Source organism: Janthinobacterium woesei, from assembly GCF_051380875.1.
Classification (GTDB): Bacteria; Pseudomonadota; Gammaproteobacteria; order Burkholderiales; family Burkholderiaceae_D; genus Janthinobacterium.
Map to the genome: position 1 here is coordinate 13,873 of NZ_JBNYXW010000008.1, position 17,011 is coordinate 30,883.

Consider the following 17,011-nt stretch of genomic DNA (forward strand, 5'->3'; position numbering starts at 1 on the left):
TCTTCAAACAGATTAGAGGCAATGGCTATCTACGTCTTACGGAAAGTGGCCAGCTCTGACGGATACTGGCCAGCTTTTGTCAAAAATGCGCGTTCGTGCGGGTTTCCGATGGCGTAACGCCGAAAGCCTGGCGATACTTTCGATTGAACTCACCTAAATGACGAAAACCCCAGTAATAAGCAATATCCGCGATGGTCTTTTCATGGGATTGTGCAAGCAACAGTTCGGCGTGAACACGCTTTAAACGCAAGCCGTGCAAATACTGCATTGGCGTGGTGTCACTTGCTTGCTGAAAGGTCCGCGTCAATGAACGGATGCTGCAGGAGGCCGCGTCGGCAATGTCACTGAGCCGAACATCAGATTCGAGGTGCTGATTGATGTAGTCAACTGCCTGCTTGAACTGACGAGGTGATACCTTGAAGGTCTTGCCGACCTGCTCTATATGATAGTTGCTGGGTTGGACGCTCAACAACGTCATCATCAGCAACTCTTCCATGCTGGCCATTTCCATCGCTGACGGAGAGGCGTTCAGCGTCGCCACAACGAAGCGCAACAAAGATGTCCAGCGATTGCTCGCGTCCGGCGACGACATCGGGTAATCGAAGCGCAAGCGGCCACTGGGAATATGGTCATGCAACTTGAGGCTGAATTTTTCAAAGCGGCTGCGCTCAAACCGCAGCTTCAATACTTCGGTATCGGGATCGTACAAGAAGACCGGGCTATCCTCTTCCTGGGAAACGAAAGTTGCGCCGCACTCGATACCGTATATTCCCCGGCTAGACGCCAATCCGGCACGGCCCGCAATCGCCGTCGTGACCAGCACTGCGTCCGCCAAACCCTGCGGGGTGATCTCTACCGAACGCCCGAATTGGAAAGTAGAGATCGCGACATGGCCACAGGCAGCGGCCCGCACATGCACTGCTTGCTCACCTGCCGCGCGCGTCGCCGTGGGACGGGCGACAAAAGCGCCCTGCAGCTTTTCGATGGCCGGGCTCGCTTCGGCAAGATCCCGGGTGGCGACCTTGGTGTACCGATCGGATAATCTTAATCCGGCTTCGCTTGCTAACATCACGGTGTCTCCCCATGAATTATTTTTAGTCTAGTTTCCCCTGCTGCGCCAACGCTAACAACTTGTCCACCAAATGCCGCACCTTGGGCCGCAGGTGCGAAGTGCGTGGCCACACTGCATGAACATCAACGTCTTGCGTCGTGTACGCATCGAGCACCGTCACTAACTGGAGGGCCTCGATGTGCGGCCGAAACAGCACCAGCGGCATCTGGCATAGCCCCATGCCCGCCAACGCCGCGTCCATCATCGCCTCGCCATCACTGATCTGATACGTCGGCGGCGGCGCAAATCGCGTCGCTACGCCATCATCAATCAGATGCCAGGCCAGCGGCCTGCCTCGCCGGTATCCCACGATACACCGGTGCGCCGCGATATCGGCCGGCGTGCGTGGCGTGCCATGCTTGCGCAAATATTCGGGTGTTGCGCAAATTACCCAACGATGGCTGGTAAGCTTGCGGGCCACCAGGTCGCTGGAGTCCTCCAGCGACCCAAAGCGGATCGCCAGATCGACGCCCTCCTCCACCAGGTCGATGACGTGGTCAGTGAAAGTCAGCGTCAACTGCAACGCTGGATACGCCTTGCCTACCTCCAGCAAGATCGGCATCATCACACTGCGGCCAAAAGCTGCCGGCATATCCACCCTCAGCCTGCCAGCAGGCTCCATGAGGCGGTTGCCCAAATTACCCTCGGCTTCGGATATCTCTTCCAGCGCCTGCGCGCAGACGGCGAAATAGGCCTCGCCGTCTGCCGTCAACGATAGACGGCGCGTGGTGCGATGGAATAACTTTACGCCCAACCGCTCCTCAAGGCGCGACACCGCCTTGCCGACAGCCGACTTGGAAATCCCCAGGCGCTCTCCCGCCTCGGTAAAACTCGACGCCCGCGCCGCAGCGACAAACGTCGCGATACCGCTAAGCGACTCAATGGTGATCATACTAGCTCCATTACCAACAAATAGATCATCATTGTAGACAATAAGTTTACATTATGGCGATCTTGAGCCTGTTTATCGGAAGCCACAATCACTTTAAGCTACAACCTTTACTCACCTGGAGAATATTATGCCTGTCGTACGAGTTACCTGGTTTGAAGGCAAGGAAGCCAAAACCAAGGCAGTGGTTGCTGCCGAAATCACCGAAAGCATCGTCAAACATACCGGCACTGACGCCAGCTACATTTACGTCGTGTTTGAGGACGTAAAACCGTCTGATTGGGCCGGCGCTGGCAAACTGTATGGCTGACGACCTGTTCTGGCTGTTCACTCTGAAGGTTCAGCCAGGCAAGTTCGACGCGTTCAAGAATCTGGTTGCCGACATCGTCGCGGCCAGCAGTAAAGAACCCGGCACGCTTGCCTACCAATATGCCGTCAGCGACGATCAAGGTACTGTTCACATTTACGAACGCTACCGGGATTCTCAAGCTTTCGTCGATCACGTCGAGCACACTTTCGGCGGCTATGCAGAGCGTTTTCTGTCGCTGGTCTCCGTCGAGTCGCTGGTTGTCTACGGCGCACCGAACGTCCAGGCCCGCAAGGCACTGGACTCGTTCAACGCGACGTACATGACCTTGTTTGACGGTTTCGCACGCGGCTAGAAGGTATGGCGCAGACCGCTCATCAAGCCGTTCTGCGTCTTTCCTGCCCCCACGGTTCCGCCGGCATCCAGCGACACTGCAGAAGTGCCGCCGTTCTTCATGCGTCCCAGCGCGGCGTACACGGCGGTACGCTTCGAGAAGTAGTAGGTCAGGCGGCCGACCAACATGGTCGCGTCGTTGTCGCTGCTTTTCTGATTGCGGCGCGCCACCTGGGTATCGAGGGTGACAAATGGGGTCAATGGGTAGCTGACGCCCAAGTAGTACAAATCGGACTCGGTCAGGCCCGTGGCGGCACGCGTGGTGCGACCCATTACGCCGCCGCCAATCTTGGCCTCCCCGGTCTTGAAGTAACCATTGAGCATCAGGCGTTTGTCGCTGTTGTCGCTGCTGGTGAGTCCGTTGGCGGCGCCGGTATTGCCGTACATGATGTCGTATGCGACGTTGAAACCGTATGAAGGGGTTTCGTACCCAAGCAAGCCGGTCACTTGCCTGCAGGCCTTCACGTTGCCCGCCACTTCGCCCGCACAGTTGGTCGCACCCGGGCCACCGGCCGACGAGCTGTCGCGTCCGGCACTATAAGTCGCCCCTACCACCACGTTGTTGAAACCACCGTAGTAGCCGATAGCGTTGTCACTGCGCGCATTCGGAATATAGGGATCGATACTACTGATCGAGAACAAATTGGGTCCCATGACATCTGACTTCAGCAATGCCATAAAGGTCATGTTGACTTGGCGACCGATGGTCACCGTACCGAAATTTCCTTTCAACCCTACCGACGCCTGACGGCCGAACAAGCGATTGCCCTGGCTCAGGCCACCCGTATCGACCAGCAGGCCGGCCTCCAGCGTAAATAATGCCTGCAGGCCGCCGCCCAGGTCTTCGGTGCCGCGAAAGCCGATACGCGACGGGAATGAACCCGTCAATGCCGGCATTTTCACAATGGAGTCGCCTGCTGCATTGGCGTTGGTGGTGTAGACCAGTCCTTCGTCCAGCAGGCCATAAACCGTCACCGCGCTTTGCGCCATCGCGCTGCTTGCAGCCATGACAGCCAGCAATGCGGCTGCGCCTTGTATCGAATTTTTCATTTTTGTCTCCATTATTATGTTTTGGTACTATTTTGGTACTACTTCGACGTCGCTTATTCGGCGTCAGGCTGGCGTGCGGGGTGCGCTTGTGCGAATGCTTCCAGTTTCTGGCACTCGGCATCGATTGAGAGTAACGTCGGATAAGGTGCAAGATCGATATTGAAGCGCAGCGCATTAAACAATTGGGGAACCAGGCAGCAATCCGCCATGCTCGGGGTATCGCCGAAGCAGAAGCGACCGCGCCGCTGTGCGCGCGCCAGTTCCTGCTCCAACGCATCGAGTCCAGCCTTGGTCCAGTGTGCGACCCAGGCTTGCTTGGCATCGTCTGTCTGCCCCATCGGTCCAGAGATGTATTTCAGCACACGCAGGTTGCTGAGCGGGTGGATATCGCACGCCATCGCAAGGGACAGTTGACGAACGTAAGCACGATCTGCCGCCGACCCCGGCAGCAACGGGTGCTGCGGGTATTGTTCGTCCAAGTATTCGATAATGGCCAGCGATTGACTGATATTGATGCCCTGTTCGCTCAGCACCGGCACCAGCCGCTGCGGATTGAGTGCGACGAATGGCGCGCCGAACTGCTCGCCGCCATTGCGGTTCAGGTGGACCGAGGCGTAGTCATATGCCAGTCCCTTCAGATTAAGGGCGATACGTACACGGTACGCAGAAGAGCTGCGAAAATAATTGTGGAGAACGCGTTCTGCCATTTTAAACTCCCAGGTATTGATGAATAATCTGCGGTTCGGCGCGCAGCTGCTGTGAGTTCCCGTCCCACACCACTGTGCCCCGCTCCAGTACGTAGTGGCGATCCGCCAACTTCAGCAGCGCCCCAATGTTCTTGTCGATGACGATTTGCGACAGCCCTTCCTCCTTCAGCGCCGCCAACGCGGTCCATATCTCGGTGCGGATGATGGGCGCGAGGCCCTCCGTCGCTTCGTCCAGCACCAGCAGGCGCGGATTGGTCATCAGCGCACGGCCAATAGCCAGCATTTGCTGCTCGCCGCCGGACAGTTGCCAGCCAAGGTTGGCGCGCCGTTCCTGCAGTCGCGGAAAGAAGCGATATACGCGTTGCAGGGTCCATGGCGCCAGCTGGTTGGAGCCGCGTGGAGCGCGGGCGGTCGCCACCAGGTTTTCCTCCACCGTCAAGTTATGGAAAATCTGGCGTCCTTCAGGCACCAGGCCCAGCCCCAGTCGCGCGATCTGGTGCGATGCCATACGCGCCAGTGGCTGTCCGCCGAAGGCAATGCTGCCGGCCTTGGCGGCCAATAGTCCAAACAGGCACTTGATGGTGGTCGAGCGGCCCATGCCATTGCGGCCCAACAGTGTGACGACCTGGCCAGCTTCGACCGACATCGACACGCCGAACAAGGCTTGCGCGTGGCCATAGGAGGCTTGCAAGCCATCGATATTCAGTAGCGTGCTCATGCTTCGATACCCTCCTCTCCGAGGTAGACAGTCTTGACTTCGGGGTGATGGCGAATTTCATCTGGCGTGCCGGTGAAAATCACCTTGCCGTAGACCAGCACCGTGATACGGTCGGCCAGCGTGAACACCGCATCCATGTCATGCTCGATCAGCAGGATCGAATACTTGCCCTTGAGACTGGCAAGCAGCGCCACTACCGCCTGCGACTCCTGCACGCTCATGCCAGCCATCGGCTCGTCCAACAGCAAGAACTTGGGCTGCGCCGCCAATGCCATGGCCAGCTCCAGCTGGCGGCGCTGGCCGTAGGCGAGATTGCCAGCGAGCGCCTGCGCGTGTTCGGCCAGCCCGCAAGAGGCCAGCGCGTCATCTGCCTGGCGCGCCAGATCGGGGCGGCCCAGCAGCGGCCGCCAGAAACGGAAGCCGTGTTCGCGCGCGCCGAGCGCCGCCAGCGTGACATTTTCGCGGACTGTGAATTGCTCGAAGATCGAGGTAATCTGATAGGAACGCAGCAAGCCACAACGAGCACGCTGGTCTATCCGCAAACCCGTCACGTCTTCGTCGTTGAAGGTGATGCCGCCGCTATTCGAGGCCAGCTCGCCCGACAGCTGATTAATCAGCGTGGTCTTGCCAGCACCATTCGGGCCGATGATGGCGTGTAGCTCACCCGGACGGATGTCCAACGAAACATTGTCGGTGACCAGAATGCCACCGTAGCGTTTAACCAGCTCGGACGTGCGAAGCGCGCTCATATTTCCTCTCCTGCAGTCACCACGGCAGGCGCCTTCTGTTTTACTTGCCGCTGGCGTGGCCGCCGCGCGCCCCAGCTATCGAGAAGCCCGGCAATGCCAGCTTTGCCCAACACCGCTATCAGAACAATCGCCAGGCCGAACACAGCCATCCAGTATTCGGTCGTCATCTTCAACACTTCCTCCAGGCCAAGGAAAGCCAGCGCCCCCATCAACGGACCGTACACCGTGCCTATGCCGCCAAGCACAATCATCACGATCAAGTCGCCGGAGATCATCCACGTCAAGGTTGATGGCGAGGCAAAAGCCGTCAGATTGGCCAGCAGCATGCCGGCGACACCGCATAGCACGGCAGACAGCACATACGCCGCCAGCTGGTAGCGCGTGCTGCGCAAGCCGATCGCATTGATGCGGCGCGGATTCTGCCGCGTACCACGCAGTACCATGCCGAACGGCGCCACACGCAAACGCGCCATCCACCAAAGCACCAGCGCAAGCAGGCTTAACGCCACCCAATACACCGTACCCACCTGCCCCAGATCGGCGCCAAAGAACTTGCTGGTAGCAGAGATCGTTGTACCGTCGTCGCCACCATACTGCTTGAGGCTGACAAATACGAAATAGCCCATCTGAGCGAACGCCAGCGTAATCATGATAAAACCGATGCCGGAAGTGCGCAGGCTGATAGCACCAGTCACCAAACCCACCAGAGCGCACACCAACACGCAGCAGAGTAGATGCACCCAGCCATTGTCGATGCCATGGAATGCCGGAATCGCTACGCTATACGCGCCCAATCCGAGGAACAAAGCGTGCCCCAGGCTGACCAGCCCGCCAAAGCCCAGCGCCAGGTTCAGCGCGCTGGCAGCGATCGCATAAATAATAATGCGAGCAAAGAAGGCGAGATAAAACGGCTGATCAGTGACCCGCGCCACGACAGGCACAGCGGCCAGCGCCACCAGCAGCAGCAAGGGTACCAGCGTGGCTGGCTTGAGTAATACGGAGGACATCAGCTTCTCCCTGCAGGGAACAGGCCCTGCGGACGGACGGCCAGGACCAGCGCCATTAACACATAAATTAGCATCGACGCCAGGGCCGGGCCGGCCGCATTGGCCACCTCGCGGCTGGCAACTTCGCGCAGCAAGGAAGGCAGAAAGGCGCGGCCCAGCGTATCGGCCACACCGACGATCAACGCTGCATAGAACGCACCGCTGATCGAGCCGATGCCGCCGATCACGATCACCACCAGCGCGCTAATCAGTACCGGCTCACCCATGCCTGACTGGATCGAGAGGATGGGAGCGGCCATCACCCCTGCCAATCCAGCCAGCGCTGCGCCCAGTGCAAACAGCAAGGCATTGAGCAGCTTGATATCCACGCCGAGCGCACCTACCATGGCAGGATTGACCGCACCGGCACGTATCAGCATGCCCAGCCGAGTCTTATGCATCAGCAGATGCGCACCCAGCGCGACCAGCAAGCCGACCACGATGATGGCAAAGCGGTAGGACGGATAACTGATGCCCAGCAGATCGACCGTGCTTTCCAGGAAGGCCGGCACTGGCAGGAAGTAAGGCTGCGGTCCCCACACGATGCGCACCAGCTCATTAAAGAACAGCACCATGCCGAAGGTTGCCAGTACATGGTCCAAGTGATCGCGCCGGTACAGCCGCGAGATCGCCAACCGTTCCAGCGCAAAACCAAGCACCACGCAGCCGCCCACGCCCGCCAGCAAAGCCAGACCGAACGACTCAGTGTGGCTGTAGGCACTGGCGGCAAAGTACGCGCCCAGCATATACAGCGAACCATGCGCCAGATTCACGAAGCTCATGATGCCGAAAACCAGCGTCAGTCCCGCCGCCAGCAGGAATAGCAGCACCCCCAGCTGCAAGCCGTTCAGCAGCTGGGTCAATAACAGACTCATACTCATGGCCTGCTCCGTTAAGGCAGGCGGCACTGGGCTGCGTATGCATCCCGGTGCTGCGTCAGTGGCGTGGCGACATTCTTGACCACTGGCACGCCGCCCTCTTTTACGACCTGAAAAGCGTAGTAGTTCTGAATCGGTAGATTGTTTTTGTTAAAGCTGAACGGACCGCGCACCGAGCGGAACTGGTTGCCGGATGCCTTGACGGCCGCAGCCAATGCCTGCTTCTCTACCGGCTTGCCTTGCAGTGTGCCGACAGCGACATTCAGCAGCCGGCCCGCATCATATGCTGCGGCCGCATATTCGCTCGGAATGCGCTTGTACTTTGCGCTGAAGGCCTTGACGAAAGCGCGGTTTTCGGGATTATCCAGCGCAGCATCCCACATCGCACCGAAAGTGGTGCCGACTGCCGCATCACGCAGCGCCGGCATGGTGACGCCATCGACCGTGAAGACAGAGTAGTTGGGCAGCTTGGCCAGTAAGCCGGCCTGGCTCAGCTGGCGGATATAGTTGACGCCCATGCCGCCCGGATAGAAGGCGAACACGGCGTCCGGCTTGGCGGCCTGCAACTGTGCGATTTCGGAGGAGTAGTCAGACTGGCCTACTTGCGTGTAGACCTCGTCCACCACCTCGCCCTTGAAATAGCGCTTGAAGCCGGCCAGCATGTCCTTGCCGGCCTGATAGTTGGGTGCCATCAGGTAGACGCGTTTGATGCCTTTGTCCTGCATGTATTTACCCATGCTTTCGGCGGCGCCATCGTTTTGCCAGGCGACCGAAAATACGTTGGGCGCACAGCTGACGCCGGCCAGGGGCGAGGGACCGGCGTTGGTGGAAATCGCCACCGTGCCCGATTCGGTCAGGGTTTTCAGGCTGGCCATCAAGACATTGGAAAAGCTCAAGCCGACAATCACGTCGACGCGGTCCTTGTCGATCAGCTTGCGTATCGCCTGGCTGCCGATTTCCGGCTTGAGCTGGTCATCTTCCTTGAACATCTGTACCGTTTGACCGCCCAACTTGCCACCATTCTGTTCAACGGCCAGCATGAAGCCATCGACCTGATCCTGGCCAACCACCGCCTGGCTACCGGTCAGCGGCGCCATCAGCCCTACCTTGATTTGCGCCATCGCGCTGTTAGCGGCGCACAACATGCCACACATTGCCAAGGTTGCCAAACTATTTTTCGTCTTCATTTTTGTCTCCTGTTTGTTATTTATTAATTCAGATGTCGCCAAGGTCTACATACACACGCCCGTTTTCGATCTTGACCGGATAGGTGCGTATGTCGACGGTCAAGGGCGCGCACATGGCTTTGCCACTGCACACGTCGAACTTGCCCTGATGCAGAGGACATTCGATTTCCGTGCCCTCCAAAAAGCCGTCGCTCAGCCGGGCGTGCCCGTGCGTACAGATGTTGTCGGTCACGTAAACCTGACCATCCACACCGTAGAACGCCAATTCGCGTCCCAGTACCGCCGCAGCCATTACGTCCTCGTCCGGTACCGCCTCGAGCGCTACCGCGTCTGTCCAAAGTTGTGTCGTCATGGCAGCCTCAAATCGGGTAAATCAAAGAATTAGGAATCATCTCGGTGTCGTAGATGCACAAGCGCGATTCCAGGCGCAGACCGTCGGCAGTGCGGCGGATGCGGTCGAGATAGCGGCCGGCATTGAACACCGTGGTTTCCTGGCTCAACTTGGTACGGAACACCGTATAGTTGGTCTCGGTAACGATCACGTCGCTGTCCTCGCTCACGATCAGCGACGGGCCAACCAGGTGGCGTTGGTAGTACGGGTCATGGAACAGCGTTTCGCGGATGCCGTAGGCGCGGTCGCGCAACATGCCCTTGCTCAGCATGGCCAGCGTACATAGCGGAAAGCCGCGTTCATAGTTTTCGCGTGGCTGCACCTTGTACTCACAGTCTTCGGTGAAAAGCCCAATCCAGCGGTCCCAGTCGTTGCTGTCGACGGCAGCGCTATACGCGGCCTGCAGTTGGCTGATTTCAAAATAGGTTTGCAGTTGGCTCATCATCAGACCTCCATCACTTTGCGCCAGTAGTTGTACATGCCACGTATCAGCGTCTCGGTGACCATGTGCTCGGTATCTTCGCAGTCGACACCGCCCAGTTCCGCCATCGCGCGGTGGAACGGTTTCTGTTCGAAACCCTGCTGCGAGAACTCAATCACCTCGCCATCGTCAGCCGAAACAAAACCGGCCGGGCCGAACAGGTTGGCCTGGATCAGGCGGCGTTCAGTCATTTCATCGCTGTCGTCCTCGAAGCCGAAATGGGTCCAGACAAAATCGAAGGAGCCCGTGCCGTTCGGCTGGATGTGGCGGGTCGAGACGCTGTTGACCTGCTGCTGGAAAATCACGCTGGGAAACACTGTCATCATCACGGCGGTCGGACCGTTCCACCACGGCTCCGGGACGATGTCGAGCAGGCGCTTGTCCTCAATCTGCATGTTTTCCTTGAAGCTGGTGACACCAGCCGTCACTTCCGACTGTTGACCGACTGTACCGCGTGTCGAAATCATGGCGGCGTGGCGGAACTGGCTGTCCATGCGCAAGGCCGACTTGTTGTCTGCGCGCCACAGGCCGTAGGTCACGAACCAAGTGTGCAGCAGGCCTGGATGGTAGGGATCCTTGATGTTTTCCTGCATCAGCTTCCAGTTGCCGGGGATGCGCTGGCGGTTGTAGCCGAGAATTTTTAGCTGGCGGCCGTTGAACAGGCGATCGAAGTACGACAGCATTTCCGGGCCGAGAAAATCTTCCAGCGATTCCACGTCATGGTCAAACGAGGCAAACACCACGCCGCCACGCGTGTCGACCTTGAGCTTCGTCAAACCGTGATCTTCCGTCTTGAAGTCTTTCGGCATGCCGCCGTTGACCTTGCCATCCTGCTTGACGCCACGGCGGAACGGCACACCTTGCAGATCTCCTTGCAGGCTGTAATTCCACTGGTGGTATGGACAGACCAGCTCTTTCTTGTTGCCGTGGCGCTCGCGGCAGAACTGCATGCCACGGTGCGCGCAGACGTTTTCCACGACGCTGATACCACCGTCTTCGAGGCGTACCATCACCACCGAGCGTTCGCCGACCACGGTACGCTTGAAGTCGCCATGGTTAGGAATCTCCGCTTCCAGGCCCACGTAGCACCAGTGGTTCTGGTAGAAGAAGCGTTCCAGCTCGCGTTTGTACAGATCGCTGTCCGTATAAGCCCAGAATGGGATACGGCTCGACCCCTCCTGCTCCCACACCGGCTTGATCGGGAATATGGCGTGCTTACTCATGATCTTTCCCTTTGCCGACGCGGACGACGATCTCGCCCAGGCCGGCGATGGCGCCGCGCATTTCATCGCCGGCCACCACGGCGTTCACGCCTTCCGGCGTGCCGGTCATGATGACGTCGCCCGGCTCCAGCGTTTCGTACTGCGACAGGTAGGAGATGGACTCTGCCACCGACCAGATCAGCTTGTTGATGTCCGAGGACTGGCGCGGCGCGCCGTTGACGGTCAGCGTAATGGCGGCATTTTCCAGATGGCCGATGGCACTTACGGTATGCAACGGGCCGATTGGCGCCGACTGCGAAAACGATTTGCCAAATTCCCAAGGGCGACCTTTATCACGCGCGTCCAGTTGCAGGTCGCGGCGGGTCATGTCCAGGCCGACAGCATAGCCATATACATGCTCTAGCGCCTGCTCGACAGAAATATTGGAGCCGCCTTTGCCGATAGCTACCACCAGTTCAATCTCGTGGTGGTAGTTGGCAGTTTTCGGCGGATAGGCGATGGTGATCGCATCGGCACTGGCGCGCACCGCAGCATTGGCTGGCTTCATGAAGAAGAACGGCGCGTCGCGCGTTGGATCCTTACCCATTTCAATGGCGTGCGCGGCGTAATTGCGGCCGACGCAGAAAATGCGGTTGACCGGGAACGCCGCGTCCTGGCCCGCGATTTCCAGGGTGTTGACGGCGGCTGGGGGAATGGCGTATTGCATGGTTGCTCCAAAGATTATTGTTATGCGAGGGTTAGCGCTTCTCTTCGCGCCACATGCCCAGCGCTTGCTGGACAGGACGGTCGGAGAAGCTGAAGAGGACGGTTTCGCTGTCGGCGTTCAGCCTCAGCGTGTACCAGGGCGGTACCACGAAGACGTCGCTCTCGGCGAAATGGAAGGTTTGTTCGCCGATCTGCGCGCTGCCTGCGCCTTCCAGACAGACATACACGGTGCCGTCGGTGCAGCGATATGGTTCGGTTTTGAAGCCGGCAGGGAGTAGCTGTGCGTAAGCGCCCATGGTCGGCATCGGCGAAGCGCCGGTGGCCGGATTCACGTAGCGCATCTTGTGGCCCAGATGTTTGTCGGCCGGCGCACCGGCGGCAATGGCGCTCAGCGCCGCGCGGGTTTGCGCATACGGATACACGAATACTTTGGTCGGCTCGCTGGGAGTCTGATGGAAGTCGACCGGCAGCAAATTACTGCCGTAACGCGCCAGCGCATCGCCTTCTGGACGGCTGGTATCCTGCGTTGCATGGTCGGAGTGTTCGTGGAAGCCGGTGTCGAAGAAGCGCACCAGTGGAATATCCAGGCCATCGAGCCACACCACTGGTTGATCGCCCAGATTGCCATGGTCATGCCAAGTCCAGGCTGGAGTGATGATGAAGTCGCCTCGATGCATCGTGGTACGTTCACCATTGACGGCGGTATAGGCGCCCTCGCCGTCCAGCACCAGGCGCAGCGCCGTTTGCGTATGACGGTGGGCTGGCGCCACTTCGCCGGGCATAATCATCTGCAGGCCGGCATACAGCGATTGCGTGATGGAGGAATTGCCGCGCAGCGCAGGGTTTTCCAGTATCAGCACGCGACGCACCGCTTCCTCGGCGGTGATCAGCGTGCCCGATTCCATCACGTGCTCGCGTACATCCGTGTAGCGCCAGTGCGCCGGTACCTGCTTCGGACGTGGCGAGTTCGGTACCAGCGTGCCGAGCACTTCCCACAGAGGCGTCAGGTGGTATTTGTCGATGCGACGGTAAAACTGTTCGCGTGCCGGATCTTGCGTCGCGGCCTTGGTAGTCGAGTGCATCTTGGTCTCCATCAGGTGGCACTGGCGTAGAACGCGTCTGCATAGACGTGCTCAGGTTGAATTCCGCGCCGGCGCAGCAGCAAAGTGGCCGCATCGACCATCGGAGGCGCACCGCACAGGTAGGCGCGCCATCCGTCGAGGCTGGGTAGGTCTTCTGCGACAGCGTCGGTGACCAGGCCGCGCCGGTGCACGCCGTCACGCTCGCCCATCGCGACAATGATGTGTACGTGCAGGTTTGGATACGCCTCGGCCAATGCAGTGAGTTGATCCGTGCAGTAGATGTCCGCCGGCGAGCGCACGCCGAAGTACACGTGCATCTCGTTTTGCATGCCATTCGCCAGCGCGCCGCGCAGGATGGACAGCACCGGCGCCAAGCCTGTACCGCCAGCGATGCACAGCATGGGGCCTGCGTGCTTCTGGCGCAGATAAGCGGTGCCCATTGGCCCGCTAACGCGCACGCTATCGCCGACCTTCAGGCTATCCCGGATGTAGCCGGTGACGCGGCCATCGGGCACCAGGCGTACGTGAAATTCCAGCTGGCCATCGGTTTCCAGGCTCGCCATCGAATAAGGGCGGATGTGTTCCGGGGTAAATTGCAACATTGCGTATTGGCCCGGCGAGAACGACAGCGGCTTCGAACAGCGCATGACGATGCGTTTGATATCGTGCGTTACGTCTTCTATCGTGACGACTTCGGCTTTGACGATACGGGCCGGATGGGTGACGATTTCGTCCGGCTCTGGCACTTCGATCACGCAGCTCTCATTGAGCGTGCTCATGCAAGCAAGCACATAGCGGCCCTCATTGGGATTGGTGATCTTTGCTTCCTGCCCGGTTTCGACCACACGACCTTCAAGCACCTTGCAACGGCAGGTGCCGCAGCGGCCTGCGGTGCAGCTATACGAAATGGGAATATTGTTCTCGCGGAGGACCTCAAGAAGGTTGTCTCCAGCGGTCACGGACACACTGCGGCCCAGGGGTTGTACGATCAGTTCCATCATTGAATCCGTGTCTCGTAGTTTGTTTTTTTACGAGTATAGGAACTGGTGTAATATAAATATATAGAATATGGTGAATGAACAAAATCACTCAAATGAATATTACTTTATGGAACTAAAAGACGTCGATTTGAATTTGCTACTCGTTTTCCACCAATTGCTGATGGAGCGACGGGTATCGATAGTGGCGGAAAAGCTGGGGCTGAGCCAGCCTGCCGTCAGCAACTCGCTCAAGCGTTTGCGCTTGCTGCTGGGGGATGAACTGTTTCAGCGCACATCGAAGGGAATGGAACCTACACCCTACGCCAGTCAGCTGGCCGAGCCGATAGCTTATGCGCTGAGCACCATCCACAGTTCGCTGAACCACAAGCACAGCTTCGATCCGCTGACCAGCAATCGCAAGTTCACGCTGGGTGTGACCGACATTGGGGAAATCTATTTTTTGCCGCAGCTAATGGACTTGCTGGCCAAGGTGGCGCCGGGCGTAACCGTCAGTTCGGTTCGCAATACTGCGGTCAACCTGCGCGATGAAATGGAGGCCGGTCACGTCGATCTGGCGATCGGCCTCCTGCCGCAATTAAAGGCCGGTTTTTTCCAGCGCCGGCTGTTTAATCAACGCTACGTGTGCATGTTCAGGGCTGGACATGCGCTGGACAAGCCAGAGATGACACTCGATGAGTTCTGCTCAGCAGACCACGTCGTTGTAGTTGCTGCGGGCACTGGCCACGCGGACATGGATACCACCATCGAACGTAAAGGGATCAAACGTAAGGTCAAGCTCACGGTGCCGCACTACGTTGCTGTCGGACACATCATCAGCACCACCGACATGATAACCAGCGTCCCGGAACGCTTTGCCCATGCCTGCGTGAAGCCGTTCAACCTGCGCTACGTGCCGCATCCGGTGGTCAAGACGCCGATCGACATCAACGTATTCTGGCATGCCAAATACCACCGGGATCCAGGTAATCAATGGCTGCGCAGCCTGATCTTTGATAAATTCTCCGATCAGGCCGCACCAGCCGATTGAAGTCACTCCTTAGGGCACGTAAATTAATAACTGGACGTTTTGGCGGTCATGGCGGGATGCAATGCAAGGCGTTCGCCGCGCCGCAGTGCGAGCACTGCAAGCGGTGAGCAACGCAGCAGGGCGCCCTCCATGGCCAGAAAAAAAGTTCAAGTTATTTGTTTATGTGTCCTTAGCGCTCGCCGCCTCGCTTGGGCAGCATAGCCCACCCTGGTTGGCCTCGACCTCGCCGCTGCTCTCTAGCCATCTAGCGCCGTCGGCCACACCGAGAAATAAGCCTCGCCATCGGCGGTCAGCGTCAGGTGACGCGTGGCGCGGTAAAACAATTTCACACCCAGTCGCTCCTCGAGCCGGCCGATGGTCTTGCCGATTGGGGACTTGGACAAGCCCAGCAGCTCGCCGGCCTCGGTAAAGCTGGCCGCCCTGGCCACCACGACAAACGTCGTGATGCCACTCAGCGATTCAATCTCAATCATGTGCCCGCCTTTCCCTCAGAAAAGTCGGCCTCCTCCATTGTAGATAAAAAGGCGACGCTGCGGCGAAGAATAGCCTGTTTATCGACAAACAGAGAAGGTTTAGACTGCTTCCAGTCGAACAGTTTTACCCCCAACTCACTGTTTTTATTAGGAAAACTTTATGCCTGTCGTACGCGTAACCTGGTTTGAAGGTAAAGAAGCCAAAGCCAAAGAAATCGTCGCCGCCGAAATCACCGAAAGCATCGTCAAGCACACCGGCACCGATGCCAGCTACATCTACGTCATCTTCGAAGACGTGAAGCCGTCCGACTGGGCCGGCGCGGGGAAAATCTTTGGCTAACGCACTGTTCTGGGTCTTCACCCTTGAGCTCAAGCCGGGCCGACTTGAAGCGTTTAAAACGATGGTCACGGAGATCGTTCCGCTGGCTGAAAATGAACCTGGCACACTGGCCTACCAGTGGAGCCTGAACCATGACCAGACCATCGCCCACATCTATGAGCGCTATGCCGATTCGGACGCCTTTGTCAGCCATGTCGAGCAAACCTTCAGCCACTTCGCCGAACGTTTTATGTCGATGGTGAACGTGCTGTCGCTGGTGGTCTACGGCGAACCGAATGCCGAATGCCGCAAGGCGCTGGACACCTTCAACGCCACCTACATGACGTTGTTCAACGGCTTCTCGCGTTGAACATAGTTGCATGCAGTTCGTCGGGCCATGCCGGATCGTCGCACCACCCTGCAAGTTCAACGAACGTTACGCTGAACGCACTCCTCGTCTACCGGAATTCTTTCGAAAGTATCAACATGTCCAACATTAACGAAATCATCACCTCCCGCACCTCGGCCAGCAACTACGACGCCACGCGCAAACTCAGCAAGGCTGAGATCGCCGAACTGGTCGCACTGGCCACACAGGCACCGTCGGCGTTCAACCTGCAAAACTGGAAGTTCATCGCCGTCGAGAGCGACGCGGCCAAGGCCTCCCTGCTGCCGCTGGCGTACAGCCAGCCGAAAATCACCGACGCCGCCGTCACCTTCATCATCTGCGGCACGCTGGACCCGCACGTCACCTTGCCTGCGGCGCTGAAACCAACCGTCGATGCCGGCATCATCACCGAAGAAACTTACCAGGGCTGGCTGGACGCCGTACAGAACATGTACGGTAACAATCCGGTCATGGCGCGCGACGAAGCGGTGCGCTCGGCCTCACTGGCCGCGATGACGCTGATGCTGGCCGCGCAAGGGAAAGGCCTGGTATCGTGCCCGATGATCGGCTTCGATGCCGCCGGCGTGGCCGCGCAACTCGAACTGCCAGCCACCGAGATCCCCGTCATGATGATCACCGTCGGTTATGCCGCGCCGGGCAACTGGGCGAAGAAACCGCGCAAGGCGGTCGACAGCGTTCTGAGCTTCCTGTAAACGCGCCGCTGCGGCGGCTAGCCTGGCTGCCCGCCGCGCATACGTTTTAGCAAAAGAGGGGCGGGGCGGTAAAGTGGTCTACGCATGGAATCGTCTTCAAAGCAGGAAGGCGCTGCTCTGACCACCTAAAAAGACCGGGTTAAAAGGGGAACATCATGAACAACATTCGTCGC

At 58.6% G+C, this 17,011-nt stretch carries 22 protein-coding genes; 6 read left to right on the forward strand and 16 right to left on the reverse strand.

The window, feature by feature from the left end; translation table 11 throughout:
- Nucleotides 1-79: 79 nt before the first annotated feature.
- Nucleotides 80-1,069, reverse strand: coding sequence for an AraC family transcriptional regulator (locus tag ACQ4W6_RS10385; RefSeq protein WP_436567115.1), 990 nt, complete (start codon nt 1,067-1,069; stop codon nt 80-82).
- Between the two features lie 25 nt (nt 1,070-1,094).
- Nucleotides 1,095-2,003 (reverse strand): LysR family transcriptional regulator, encoded by a 909-nt coding sequence (locus ACQ4W6_RS10390; RefSeq protein WP_436567116.1) that lies wholly within the window; start codon nt 2,001-2,003, stop codon nt 1,095-1,097.
- Between the two features lie 127 nt (nt 2,004-2,130).
- On the opposite strand from ACQ4W6_RS10390, the gene ACQ4W6_RS10395 reads away from it, so the two are divergent.
- Together ACQ4W6_RS10395 and ACQ4W6_RS10400 are read left to right on the forward strand one after the other, a co-directional pair.
- Entirely contained in the window at nt 2,131-2,310 is a 180-nt protein-coding gene (locus ACQ4W6_RS10395) for a tautomerase family protein (protein ID WP_436567117.1), read from the forward strand.
- The gene (locus ACQ4W6_RS10400; RefSeq protein WP_436567118.1) at nt 2,303-2,662 is read left to right on the forward strand and encodes a putative quinol monooxygenase; all 360 of its coding nucleotides are present in this window, start codon (nt 2,303-2,305) and stop codon (nt 2,660-2,662) included. The genes ACQ4W6_RS10395 and ACQ4W6_RS10400 overlap by 8 nt, the downstream gene beginning before the upstream one ends.
- Here ACQ4W6_RS10400 and ACQ4W6_RS10405 read toward each other — a convergent pair.
- The 13 genes from ACQ4W6_RS10405 to ACQ4W6_RS10465 are packed head-to-tail and all read right to left on the reverse strand — an operon-like array spanning nt 2,659 to nt 13,915.
- The gene (locus ACQ4W6_RS10405; protein WP_436567119.1) at nt 2,659-3,750 is read right to left on the reverse strand and encodes a porin; all 1,092 of its coding nucleotides are present in this window, start codon (nt 3,748-3,750) and stop codon (nt 2,659-2,661) included. The two genes, ACQ4W6_RS10400 and ACQ4W6_RS10405, sit on opposite strands and share 4 nt — an antisense overlap.
- Before the next feature lie 53 nt (nt 3,751-3,803).
- The gene (maiA, locus tag ACQ4W6_RS10410) at nt 3,804-4,457 is read right to left on the reverse strand and encodes a maleylacetoacetate isomerase (protein WP_436567120.1); all 654 of its coding nucleotides are present in this window, start codon (nt 4,455-4,457) and stop codon (nt 3,804-3,806) included.
- A gap of 1 nt (nt 4,458) precedes the next feature.
- Nucleotides 4,459-5,175, reverse strand: coding sequence for an ABC transporter ATP-binding protein (locus ACQ4W6_RS10415; RefSeq protein WP_436567121.1), 717 nt, complete (start codon nt 5,173-5,175; stop codon nt 4,459-4,461).
- Complete coding sequence (locus ACQ4W6_RS10420; RefSeq protein WP_436567122.1) at nt 5,172-5,924, reverse strand: ABC transporter ATP-binding protein; 753 nt, start codon at nt 5,922-5,924, stop codon at nt 5,172-5,174. Before ACQ4W6_RS10420 ends, ACQ4W6_RS10415 begins: the two co-directional genes overlap by 4 nt.
- Complete coding sequence (locus tag ACQ4W6_RS10425) at nt 5,921-6,931, reverse strand: branched-chain amino acid ABC transporter permease (RefSeq protein WP_436567123.1); 1,011 nt, start codon at nt 6,929-6,931, stop codon at nt 5,921-5,923. Before ACQ4W6_RS10425 ends, ACQ4W6_RS10420 begins: the two co-directional genes overlap by 4 nt.
- Nucleotides 6,931-7,851, reverse strand: a complete 921-nt coding sequence (locus ACQ4W6_RS10430; protein WP_436567124.1) for a branched-chain amino acid ABC transporter permease — start codon at nt 7,849-7,851, stop codon at nt 6,931-6,933. The genes ACQ4W6_RS10425 and ACQ4W6_RS10430 overlap by 1 nt, the downstream gene beginning before the upstream one ends.
- A gap of 11 nt (nt 7,852-7,862) precedes the next feature.
- A complete protein-coding gene (locus ACQ4W6_RS10435) occupies nt 7,863-9,035 on the reverse strand; it encodes an ABC transporter substrate-binding protein (protein ID WP_436567125.1) in 1,173 nt (390 codons plus the stop codon).
- A 28-nt stretch (nt 9,036-9,063) separates the two neighbouring features.
- Nucleotides 9,064-9,387, reverse strand: a complete 324-nt coding sequence (locus tag ACQ4W6_RS10440; protein WP_436567126.1) for a non-heme iron oxygenase ferredoxin subunit — start codon at nt 9,385-9,387, stop codon at nt 9,064-9,066.
- A 7-nt stretch (nt 9,388-9,394) separates the two neighbouring features.
- Nucleotides 9,395-9,871, reverse strand: a complete 477-nt coding sequence (locus ACQ4W6_RS10445) for an aromatic-ring-hydroxylating dioxygenase subunit beta (protein ID WP_436567127.1) — start codon at nt 9,869-9,871, stop codon at nt 9,395-9,397.
- Nucleotides 9,871-11,130, reverse strand: a complete 1,260-nt coding sequence (locus ACQ4W6_RS10450; protein ID WP_436567128.1) for an aromatic ring-hydroxylating dioxygenase subunit alpha — start codon at nt 11,128-11,130, stop codon at nt 9,871-9,873. The genes ACQ4W6_RS10445 and ACQ4W6_RS10450 overlap by 1 nt, the downstream gene beginning before the upstream one ends.
- The gene (locus ACQ4W6_RS10455; protein ID WP_436567129.1) at nt 11,123-11,836 is read right to left on the reverse strand and encodes a fumarylacetoacetate hydrolase family protein; all 714 of its coding nucleotides are present in this window, start codon (nt 11,834-11,836) and stop codon (nt 11,123-11,125) included. The genes ACQ4W6_RS10450 and ACQ4W6_RS10455 overlap by 8 nt, the downstream gene beginning before the upstream one ends.
- 31 nt (nt 11,837-11,867) lie before the next feature.
- Nucleotides 11,868-12,917 carry a gentisate 1,2-dioxygenase gene (gene gtdA / locus ACQ4W6_RS10460; protein ID WP_436567130.1) on the reverse strand — a complete coding sequence of 350 codons (1,050 nt, stop codon included), beginning with the start codon at nt 12,915-12,917 and terminating at the stop codon, nt 11,868-11,870.
- Between the two features lie 11 nt (nt 12,918-12,928).
- Nucleotides 12,929-13,915: a 2Fe-2S iron-sulfur cluster-binding protein gene (locus ACQ4W6_RS10465; RefSeq protein ID WP_436567351.1), complete on the reverse strand. Its 987-nt coding sequence runs from the start codon at nt 13,913-13,915 to the stop codon at nt 12,929-12,931.
- A gap of 109 nt (nt 13,916-14,024) precedes the next feature.
- On the opposite strand from ACQ4W6_RS10465, the gene ACQ4W6_RS10470 reads away from it, so the two are divergent.
- Entirely contained in the window at nt 14,025-14,945 is a 921-nt protein-coding gene (locus tag ACQ4W6_RS10470; RefSeq protein ID WP_436567131.1) for a LysR family transcriptional regulator, read from the forward strand.
- 236 nt (nt 14,946-15,181) lie between these two features.
- On the opposite strand, the gene ACQ4W6_RS10475 is transcribed toward ACQ4W6_RS10470, so the two are convergent.
- The gene (locus tag ACQ4W6_RS10475) at nt 15,182-15,418 is read right to left on the reverse strand and encodes a LysR family transcriptional regulator (protein WP_436567132.1); all 237 of its coding nucleotides are present in this window, start codon (nt 15,416-15,418) and stop codon (nt 15,182-15,184) included.
- Nucleotides 15,419-15,578: 160 nt separating this feature from the next.
- Between ACQ4W6_RS10475 and ACQ4W6_RS10480 the strand changes: the two genes are divergently transcribed.
- The 3 genes from ACQ4W6_RS10480 (at nt 15,579) to ACQ4W6_RS10490 (ending at nt 16,838) form a co-directional block, all read left to right on the forward strand.
- Complete coding sequence (locus ACQ4W6_RS10480; protein WP_436567133.1) at nt 15,579-15,758, forward strand: tautomerase family protein; 180 nt, start codon at nt 15,579-15,581, stop codon at nt 15,756-15,758.
- Nucleotides 15,751-16,107, forward strand: coding sequence for a putative quinol monooxygenase (locus ACQ4W6_RS10485; RefSeq protein ID WP_436567134.1), 357 nt, complete (start codon nt 15,751-15,753; stop codon nt 16,105-16,107). The genes ACQ4W6_RS10480 and ACQ4W6_RS10485 overlap by 8 nt, the downstream gene beginning before the upstream one ends.
- Nucleotides 16,108-16,223: 116 nt before the next feature.
- A complete protein-coding gene (locus tag ACQ4W6_RS10490; RefSeq protein WP_436567135.1) occupies nt 16,224-16,838 on the forward strand; it encodes a nitroreductase family protein in 615 nt (204 codons plus the stop codon).
- Nucleotides 16,839-17,011: the final 173 nt, after the last annotated feature.